A 9,951-nucleotide genomic window follows, 5' to 3' on the forward strand; every position below is an offset into this window, starting at 1 on the left:
CCGCCATTGTTAAGCTCAATGGTGATATTGATGACCATATCGATGGTCATCCCAATTTAAAGCAAGACCAATATCTGCTACAAACTATTAAAGGCGTCGGCCCTGTTGTCTCAAAGCAGATGATGTCGCTGATGCATAATAAGCAATTTAGTCAAGCGTCGCAAATGGCAGCCTTTTTAGGTCTAGTTCCCAAGCATAGTGAATCAGGGCTATTTAAGGGCAAGTCTCGCTTAGCAAAGAATGGCTCAAGTGCCGTAAGAGCTAAATTGTATATGCCGGCGCTAGTCGCCATTAAGCATAATCCCGACATTAAGGCGCAGTATGAGCGACTGCTTGCTAACGGTAAGTGCAAAATGCAGGCTGTCTGTGCGGCGATGCGTAAGCTTGTGCATATTTGTTTCGGCGTGGTTAAACATCAGCAACTTTACCAAGCAAGAGTTGAGCTAATTAGCACTTGATTTGGCTTTTTTAAGATGGTATCTCTTAGCAGCTGTCCAATTTTATTATGCCACTACAGCATACGGACGGCGCGTTCTTTAATCTCAGGAGTGTAGTTTCGTGTTTTCATTGTCGTATTCTCTCAGAATGTTGAGCCTCCGACAATCCTGGGGCGGTTCACTACGCTATTTTATATAGCGTAGAGGGTTTTTACGATTTTAATGAATGATTGATAACTCTAAAAGAAAGCCGTAATGCTTATTGATCTAAGGGCTTTTTTACACAAAATGGATTCAGCGACAACTGCTCAACCTTATTTATCAAATTCTGGCTAACGCTCAATCAAGGTCATGTTGGTTCGCCTAAAACCAGCTATCTACTATTTATTTATCATTTACCTATAAACACCTTCTAAAAATTAGAAAGAGGTACGACGATAATTGCGATATTCAGGCAACCAAAAATTCGCTTCCAATCGGCGCTGTAGGTTCTCCGCTGTGATAGGTAGTGCCAGCTTATCTTGGACCGCTTGCAGTGCCACTTCATAGGCTATTTTTTTACTGATCTCTTTAATAACTTTAATTGGCGGCAGTATGGCACCGGGCGCTTTTTCGTACTCCATTGATATATCTGCAAGCGCTTGGCTTGCCGCCATTAACATATTATCGCTGATACCTCTCGCCCGTGCTGCGAGAACACCAAGACCAATACCAGGAAATATATAGCTGTTATTACATTGAGAAACCTCAAAAGACTGACCGTTAAAAGTGGTATGAGCAAAAGGACTACCCGTTGCGATAATGGCGCGACCACGGCTCCAGTTCATCACTTCTTGCGGTGTGGCTTCCACACGAGAGGTTGGGTTTGAAAGCGGTAGTACAATTGGGTGTTCAGTATTAGCACATAAGGACTCGATGACCTCTTGAGTAAACAGACCTTTTTGTCCACTCACGCCGAACAATACCGTTATTTTCGCTTGCTTAACCACTTGCGCTAAACCGAGTTTTTGACTCTTATCCCAATGTTCAATAGCCAACTGTTTTTGCACCAGTGGCTCTTGGAATTTTTGTAGTTCTGTCATGCTATCGGTGAGTAAGCCATAACGGTCAACCATAAATACTTGGCTGCGTGCTTGCTCTTCAGTCAATCCTTCGCGTTGCATTTGGCGAATGATATGCTCAGCAATACCGCAACCCGCCGATCCTGCACCTAAGAATGCTATTTTTTGCTGACTGAGCTTTTGACCTTTATTTAGACACGCGGCAATCAAAGCACCGACCGAAACCGCGGCCGTCCCTTGAATATCGTCATTGAAACAGCATAACTGGTCACGATAACGGTTTAATAACGGAGTGGCGTTACCCTGTGCGAAATCTTCAAATTGTAATAATACTTCTGGCCAACGACGCTTAACGGCTTGAATAAATAAATCGACAAATTCATTGTATTCATCGCCAGAGATGCGTGGATTTCTCCAACCCATGTACATAGGATCGTCAAGTAGCTGTTGGTTATTGGTACCGACATCTAATAAAATAGGCAAACAATAAGCGGGACTGATGCCACCACAAGCCGTGTACAAAGCCAACTTACCAATGGGAATGCCCATACCGCCAATACCTTGGTCGCCAAGGCCTAATATACGTTCACCGTCAGTGACAACGATCACTTTGACATTTTGTTTGGTGGCATTTTGCAGCATATCATCGATTTTATGGCGCTCAGGATATGAAATAAATAGGCCCCGTTTACGGCGATAAATTTGTGAGAATTTCTCACAAGCTTGACCAACCGTTGGCGTGTAGATGAGCGGCATGACTTCCTCAATATGCTGCTCAACGAGATGATGAAACAAGGTCTCATTGGTATCTTGTATATTACGCAAGTAAATGTGCTTATCCATCGCATTGGTAAATGAGCGCAGTTGGTGATAAGCCCGCAGAGACTGCTCTTCAATCGTTTCAATATTGTGTGGTAATAGCCCTGTTAAATTAAAGCTATCACGTTCTTCTGATGAAAAAGCACTACCTTTATTTAATAAAGAGGTTTCTAATAGCGCGGGGCCAGCAATAGGAATATATAAGGGACGCTTGTTTGACATAATAAAATCTTCTTATTAAGGACATATGAGTGAAAACGATGCTAGGGCTGCATTATACATAGCATCCGCTCATGTTTAACAATAGATAACAAATCATTTTGAGTCAGCTGGGCTTTAAACTTGATTGCTTATACATTTGCCTAGAAATACTGCCGTTTTCTCTAAAATTGCATGCAATGAGTCGATTACCGCGCCAATAATGATAAGTTCATAAAGGGGTTAACGTAAAAGAGGAATGTTCTTTCAGTCGCTTAAAAATACCGTAGACGCCAAAAATATGGTGGCTAAGAGATATTTAATTCAGCAGAGGCATCCATGGTTATTTGCCAGCAGCAGAAAAAGAGAAACGCTATTTTAACAAAAATCTCTTATCAATTGTCCTAAATCGGCTGACCATTATAGTCGTCTTGATATTATGAAAACGATTCGTCAAGAAGATGCCCCGCTTACGCTTAATGCAAATTTCGATGCCTTATTTGATATCTTATGGCGCTCAATGTCAAAACCTGAATTATCTACCTTATAAATCCTTTTTACAAAACTCAATCAGCGCTTCTTTTTTCAAGCTTTGGTCATCGGTAACGATATAAAACTTAACCGCCTGAGCTATACGCAGCCCAAGTAAAAAGCGACATCTTGAGGATACTTCTCGGTCCAAAACTTATTGATAAAAACCCTTCCATGGTTTTATTGGCTTATTGGTGAGAACTAAGCTGCTAAGTGATTAAGTGGCTAAATGATTAAGCTATTAACTGATTCACTAACAATACTGTTACTTCAGCTTCATCACCTTACTGCCAGCCCAGTGTGGCACCGTACTCATCTTGGTGGGCAAACAAAGGATGTGCTCTTGCCTCCTCTAAACTCAATACTGGCGTGACGCACACATCGGTGGATGCAAAAACCTGCTGCCAATGGCTTAAAGGCTGATTGGCAAAGGTATCAGCAACCATTTGTGCTGCCTCTTGGCTGCCCTTGGTATTGGGCATGACCCCACGCTGCCAATGCACATCTTTAAGCTCAGGCAATTTTAATATTTCACACAGCCCTTGCCAGAATTTTAGCTCTAGTGAACCCACCGCCATATGGCGATCATCGGAAGTTCTGTACAACCGATAACAAGGCAATAAACCGCCTAAGAAATCCTGTTGCGGCTCTGGGTTTTTGCCAGAAAAGCTGGCCACCAGTTTTCCAGTCGCTTTTGGCATGACCAGATGCTGATACAAGCTGTGCGTCATACTGATGGCTATGTGGCGGCCTTTCCCCGTACGCTGCGCTGCAAATACAGCCGCTAACAGAGCAATCACCGCCGTGTCACTACCGCCTGCTAAGTCTGCAAACTGAACATTGGGCATTGCCTGCTCGCCATCTGCCGTCTTGAGCTGGTCAAGCACCCCGCTCATCGCCATAAAATTGATATCATGACCGGCTTTATGCGCCCAATCATGAGTGATGGCGTCGCTATCAGTCACGCCATAGCCCGTAATCGATACCATGACCAGCTTTGGATTAATGGCATGTAAGGTTTTGGCATCAAGCCCCATGCCCTCAAGCACCTCAGGGCGAAAGCTATCGAGCATCACGTCGCTATCTTTGAGTTGCGCTTTGATAGTCTCGATACCTTGCGAGTCACGAAAGTCAACTTTTAAAGTGGTTTTGCCATGATTAAGGGCGGTAAACAAATCCCCGAAAGCGCGAGCTGGATCGCCATTGAGTGGTTCAATCTTAATAATATCCGCGCCTAAGTCCGCAAGCAATCTGGTCGCAAATGGCCCAGGCAGGTTGCGCGTCAAATCAACGACGCGCAGCCCTTGTAAGCAGTCTTTCATAGCATCTGCTCGATTAACCATCGATTCAGTCATCTGAGAAAACCTCGCCTTTTGCCGCCATTTCCACTAATAGCTGCGCAGGCTCAAAACGTGCGCCATATTTCTGTGCCAGCTCACGACTACGCGCGACAAATTTATCGACGCCTACTGAGTTGATAAACTGTAGCGTCCCCCCTTGGTTTGGCGCAAAACCCCAACCGAATATGGAGCCAATGTTGGCATCGGCCACCGTACGCACGACGTTTTCCTCATAGCATTTGGCAGTCTCATTGGCTTGCACGTAAAGCAAGCGGTCTACCAAGTCTTGCTGCGATGGCTGCTCATCTGTCGTTGGATACAGTTCAGTGAGCTCAGTCCATAGATGTTTTTCACCATTCTCTGGATAATCATAAAAACCTTTAGACACCTTTTTACCTTCGCGGCCAAATTCTTTGACCATTTTTTCTACTACTGACATCGCAGGATGCGGCGTAAAGGCCTTACCTTCTGCTTCCATTGCCTTTTTAGTCTGCTGCATCACGTGTAATGAAAGGCTGAGTGACACCTCATCTTGCAGTGCCAGCGGCGGCATCGGCATACCAGATTTCATACCAGCCACTTCTATACTGCGTGGGTGAACACCCTCAGCTAACATGGCAATGCCTTCTGACACATAAGTGCCAAAAACACGCGATGTATAAAATCCGCGGCTGTCATTGACAACGATGGGCGTCTTGCCAATTTGGCCAACATAATCAAAACCTTTTGCTAGCGTAGCATCGTCGGTTTTTTCACCAACGATAATCTCAACGAGTGGCATCTTATCAACCGGTGAGAAGAAATGTAGACCGATAAACTGGTTCGGGCGTTTGCTGGCCTTAGCAAGCTCAGTGATTGGCAAGGTTGAGGTGTTCGATGCATAAACGGCAGTCTCTGGAATAACGGCTTCAGATTGTCGCGTACATTGTGCTTTAATATCGATGTCTTCAAAAACAGCTTCAATGATTAAATCACAGCTTTCTAAATCATCATAAGACGTGGTGGTCTTGATAAGGTCTAATAATGCTTGTTTTTTGTCCTCTGTTGAACGCCCTCGGCTGATGGCTTTGTCTAGCAGCTTAGTAGAGTAGCTTTTGCCCTTTTCGGCACCTTCAATGGCCGTATCGATCAATATCACTTCCATACCTGCCTTAGCTGAAACGTAAGCGATACCAGCGCCCATCATGCCAGCACCTAAAATACCGACTTTGCTGACTTTAGATTTTTCAAACCCTTGTGGGCGTGATTGTCCTTTTTTAATACTATTGAGCTGCGTCCAAAGGCTATTAATCATGTTTTTGGATACGTCTGATAACACGCAGGCGACAAAAAAGCGCGACTCGATTTTAAGGCCGTTGTCGATATCGGTTAAGCAGCCTTCAAACACGCTAGATAAAATATGGGTAATCGCAGGATAGTTGCCGTGCGACTTTTGATTGGCCATCGCTGGGGCCATAGAAAATACTTGCACCACTTTTGGATGATTGCTGTCACCGCCTGGGATTTTAAAGCCTTTTTTGTCCCATGGTTGCTGCGCTTTTGGATTGTCATTAATCCACGCTTTTGCTTTACTGATAAGCTCGTCATTGTCATGAGCCACGTCATCAATAAAGCCAATTTCTAGCGCTTGCTGTGGACGCAGCTCTTTGCCTTGGGTCATCAGCTCAAGGGCTTTTTGAATACCAATCAAACGTGGCAAACGCTGCGTACCACCGCCGCCGGGTAGCAAGCCAAGCTTAACTTCTGGCAAACCCAGCTTGGTTGTAGACGAGGTTTTTGGTGAATCGATAGCAATACGATAATGACAGGCTAAAGCAAGCTCAAGACCGCCGCCAAGCGCCGTACCCGTAATGGCAGCAACGACTGGCTTACCAGAAGTTTCAAGTTTACGCAGGCTAGTTTTTAAGTCCTCAACCAAAGCAAAGGCTTGCTCGGCCGTTTCAATAGTAGCTAGTTGGTCAATATCTGCGCCAACCACAAAGGTTGATTTGCCAGACGTTAGAATTAGGCCTTTTGCGTTTTGGTCATTGATAAAAGCATCCGTTATTGTAGCAAAGGCTTCATTAAAGCCCTCTCCAATGACATTCATTTTACGTTCGGTTTGGTCGATAGTGACGGTGATAATTCCATTATCATATTGGGCAGAAAAATTCTTTAATGCATTGATGGCATCTACGCTATTGGTGCTCATTTTAAATCCTTGTTAATTGATGAAGCTATACGATTAATCATCCATAATCATTTTTATAATCGTTTTTGCTAAATGTTTTTATACGCGCTCAATGATAGTTGCAATTCCCATACCGCCGCCGACGCATAGCGTAACCATGGCGGTTTTTAAATCGCGGCGCTCAAGCTCATCAAGTACCGTCGTCATTAGCATCGCACCTGTTGCGCCGAGTGGGTGACCCATCGCAATCGCGCCGCCATTGACATTGACTTTATCTAAAGAAATACCAAAGTCGCTGGCGGTGTTCATCGGAACAGCAGCAAAGGCTTCGTTTATCTCCCATAGGTCGATATCAGACGCTTGCATACCCGCTTTATCTAACGCTTTTTTACACGCTGGTGTCGGGCCTGTCAGCATAATAGAAGGCTCTGAGCCAATGACCGCTGCCATAGTAATCTTCGCTCGCGGCTTAAGTCCAGCTTTGCCACCAGCGGCCGCACTACCGATAAGGCAGATAGCAGCACCATCGACGATACCTGATGAGTTGCCGGCATGATGCACGTGGTTTACTGTTTCAATCGTGGTGTATTTATCCAAAATAACGCTATCAAAACCCATCTGACCGGGCATAGCAAAAGACGGATTGAGCTTTGCTAAAGTGGCAACATCAGTATTTGGACGAATGGTTTCGTCTTTGTCTAATAGTAATAATCCATTAATATCCTTAACAGGCACCACTGATTTATTAAAATAGCCTTTTTCCCAAGCGGTGGCGGCTCTTCTATGTGACTCGGTGGCAAACTCATCAACGTCTTTACGGCTAAAGCCCTTTAGGGTCGCGATAGTATCAGCGCCAACCCCTTGTGGGACAAAGCCAGTAGCATCATTAACGCGTGGATCCATATACCAAGCACCGCCATCTGCGCCCATCGGCACGCGGCTCATAGACTCAACGCCTCCCGCTACGACCATGTCTTCCATACCGGACATGACTTTGGCAGCGGCAAGGTTGATAGATTCAAGGCCTGAGGCGCAGTAGCGTGACAACGTCACCCCTGCTACACGTTGATCCCAGCCTGCATCGAGAGCAGCGATGCGAGCGATATCAGAGCCTTGCTCACCGACTGGCGTCACACAACCAAGCACGATATCGTCGACGAGGTTGGTATCTAAGTGATGACGCTGCTGCATCTCTTTAAGTAGCGTACGTGTCAACCAAATCGGCGATGCTTGATGCAAAGCGCCATCCTTTTTTCCTTTCCCACGTGGAGTGCGGATCGCATCATAGATATAAGCGGTCTGGGTCATAATAAATCCCTTTAATTTTTAAGTAGCTAGTTTTAAATAATGAAGTATTGAGAAGCGCGCACTCTGCTCACTCATAAGCGACTACATAAAGCGCGAGGCCAGCTCTTTCATGATTTCATTGGTGCCGCCGTATATTTTTTGCACGCGAGCATCGGCATACATACGAGCGATTGGATACTCTGACATATAACCGTAACCACCAAATAACTGTAAGCATTCATCCATCGTTTTACATTGTTTTTCTGTCACCCAGTACTTGATTAAGGATGCTTGCGCGGCGTCAAGCTTACCCTGTATTTGCGCCTCAACTGCTGAATCACATAAGGCTTTTACCGCTAAATAATCCGCTTGTACCTCAGCGAGCTTAAAGCGCGTGTTTTGGAATTGCCAAATTGGCTTACCAAAGGCTTCACGTTCTTTGACATATTCAAGCGTCAGCTCTAACGCCAGTTTCATCGCGCCGCAGCCACTTAAAGCAATAATCAAGCGCTCTTGCGGCAGCTCTTGCATCATGTGTATAAAGCCGAGCCCCTCGACACCGCCTAGTACGTTTTTTTGTGGCACACGCACATTACTAAAGAAAAGCTCTGAAGTATCTTGTCCGGCAAGACCCGTCTTTTTCAGGTTACGGCCACGCGAGAAACCCTCTAAATCGTCGGTCTCAACAAGAATCAGCGAGACACCTTGCGCGCCCTTATCGCGGTCTGTCTTACAAGCTAATAGCACGATATTGGCATGCTGACCATTGGTGATAAAGGTTTTTGAACCATTAATGATATAATCATCACCCTCTTTTATCGCATAAGTTTTGATGGCCTGCAGGTCAGAGCCTGTCGTCGGCTCAGTCATCGCAATAGCACCAATATATTCGCCCGTCGCCATCTTAGGCAACAATGATTTTTTTTGCTCTTCAGTTCCAAGCTTATAGATATATGGCGCCACGATGCCTGAATGCACCATACCGCCATAACTGGCTCGATTCGCCTGCGCCTGCGCCAAAAGAATTGCGGCTTCATGACCAAAATCACCGCCACCGCCGCCATACTCTTCTGGTATTGACGCACATAAAAAGCCCATCTCGCCGGCCTTTTCCCAAGCCGCGCGGTCAATCATACCGTTTTCGCGCCACTGCTCGTCTTTGTCTTCCCAGCTTTGAAACATTTTTAGCGCACTGTCATATACCATTTCGTGTTCTTCAGTCATCCATTTTGCTGGAAATGCTTTGATACTCATACGGGTCATCCTTGACGTAAATTAAAAGACATAAATTAAAAAATAATAAAATTGATACGATTAAAACTAACGTTTATTAAGAATAATAGCCAATATACGGTAATCATAATTACCATATATATTAACTCTCTAAAGTTATATATTTAACAACTCGTAAAAACATACTAAATTAACCAAAAGCTTTGTTCAATAAACTTGTATAAAATCGTGCTTGGTAGATTTGACCACATACCCTAAGACTGTTCCTTATATTTCATAAAAAAAGGCTTGTTCGCAGCGATACGACAAGCCTCTTTTTATGGTATTTTCAAGGTTTTCAGAATGTATAAGACTAGGACGAACCTTTACTTAGATATCGCTATTATAGCTGCTGATAATAAAAAACTTATCAGAAAAATAAGATGATGCAACTATCACATATAAGCAATAAGGGTGGTGTTCTAAAAAGTATGCTGGCATCAGACATAGCCATAATTGACATAAAAAAACACCAGATCAAATACTTTAAGGTGATTGTCGAGCTTTTTTGAGAAGCAACAGGTTCTTCTAACGGCTCGTCGCAATCGGTGTCTAAGGCGACAGTTATTACCTTCTATGCCTACCGTATGCTGCTTGCCGATTTGTTTCTTGTCAGGCTTGAATGCGGTTATAAAGCTATCCCAGTTATCCATGCTAATAGAACCATAGCTGACTTTCAGTTGTTTAAGACGGGCTCTTAGCTTCTTAGCTGTTTTCAGGTCACGTTTGCCCCAGACATAAGCGACAATCTCATTAGTAGCACGGTCATAAGCATAAATAAGCCAAACTTTACGCTTCTTGCGATATACGTAAGTCCAGAACTCATCAACCTCTAA

7 protein-coding genes are annotated in these 9,951 nt (G+C 44.4%); 1 reads left to right on the plus strand and 6 read right to left on the minus strand.

Annotation, left to right across the window (positions count from 1 at the left end):
* Positions 1-458, plus strand: a 458-nt coding sequence (locus A7325_RS11595; protein ID WP_156508550.1) for a transposase, incomplete at its 5' end; no start/stop codon positions are given.
* 398 nt (positions 459-856) lie between these two features.
* On the opposite strand, the gene A7325_RS11600 is transcribed toward A7325_RS11595, so the two are convergent.
* From A7325_RS11600 to A7325_RS11625, 6 genes are all read right to left on the minus strand, one after another.
* The gene (locus A7325_RS11600) at positions 857-2,539 is read right to left on the minus strand and encodes an NAD-dependent malic enzyme (protein ID WP_068408323.1); all 1,683 of its coding nucleotides are present in this window, start codon (positions 2,537-2,539) and stop codon (positions 857-859) included.
* 791 nt (positions 2,540-3,330) lie between these two features.
* Positions 3,331-4,389 (minus strand): CaiB/BaiF CoA transferase family protein, encoded by a 1,059-nt coding sequence (locus tag A7325_RS11605; protein ID WP_068408331.1) that lies wholly within the window; start codon positions 4,387-4,389, stop codon positions 3,331-3,333.
* Between the two features lie 4 nt (positions 4,390-4,393).
* Positions 4,394-6,577: a 3-hydroxyacyl-CoA dehydrogenase NAD-binding domain-containing protein gene (locus A7325_RS11610; RefSeq protein WP_068408325.1), complete on the minus strand. Its 2,184-nt coding sequence runs from the start codon at positions 6,575-6,577 to the stop codon at positions 4,394-4,396.
* Between the two features lie 78 nt (positions 6,578-6,655).
* Positions 6,656-7,864: an acetyl-CoA C-acetyltransferase gene (locus tag A7325_RS11615; RefSeq protein WP_068408327.1), complete on the minus strand. Its 1,209-nt coding sequence runs from the start codon at positions 7,862-7,864 to the stop codon at positions 6,656-6,658.
* A gap of 81 nt (positions 7,865-7,945) precedes the next feature.
* Positions 7,946-9,097, minus strand: a complete 1,152-nt coding sequence (locus tag A7325_RS11620) for an acyl-CoA dehydrogenase family protein (RefSeq protein ID WP_068408329.1) — start codon at positions 9,095-9,097, stop codon at positions 7,946-7,948.
* Between the two features lie 458 nt (positions 9,098-9,555).
* Positions 9,556-9,951, minus strand: a 396-nt coding sequence (locus A7325_RS11625; protein ID WP_156508551.1) for an IS1 family transposase, incomplete at its 5' end; no start/stop codon positions are given.

The sequence above is a fragment of the Psychrobacter sp. SHUES1 genome (genome assembly GCF_001652315.1).
GTDB classification, from domain to species: domain Bacteria; phylum Pseudomonadota; class Gammaproteobacteria; order Pseudomonadales; family Moraxellaceae; genus Psychrobacter; species Psychrobacter faecalis.

Coding starts and splice junctions, on each gene's coding strand:
- A7325_RS11620 (WP_068408329.1), bottom strand. CDS start 9,097: ATGAGTATCAAAGCATTTCCAGCAAAATGGATGACTGAAGAACACGAA.
- A7325_RS11615 (WP_068408327.1), bottom strand. CDS start 7,864: ATGACCCAGACCGCTTATATCTATGATGCGATCCGCACTCCACGTGGG.
- A7325_RS11610 (WP_068408325.1), bottom strand. CDS start 6,577: ATGAGCACCAATAGCGTAGATGCCATCAATGCATTAAAGAATTTTTCT.
- A7325_RS11605 (WP_068408331.1), bottom strand. CDS start 4,389: ATGGTTAATCGAGCAGATGCTATGAAAGACTGCTTACAAGGGCTGCGC.
- A7325_RS11600 (WP_068408323.1), bottom strand. CDS start 2,539: ATGTCAAACAAGCGTCCCTTATATATTCCTATTGCTGGCCCCGCGCTA.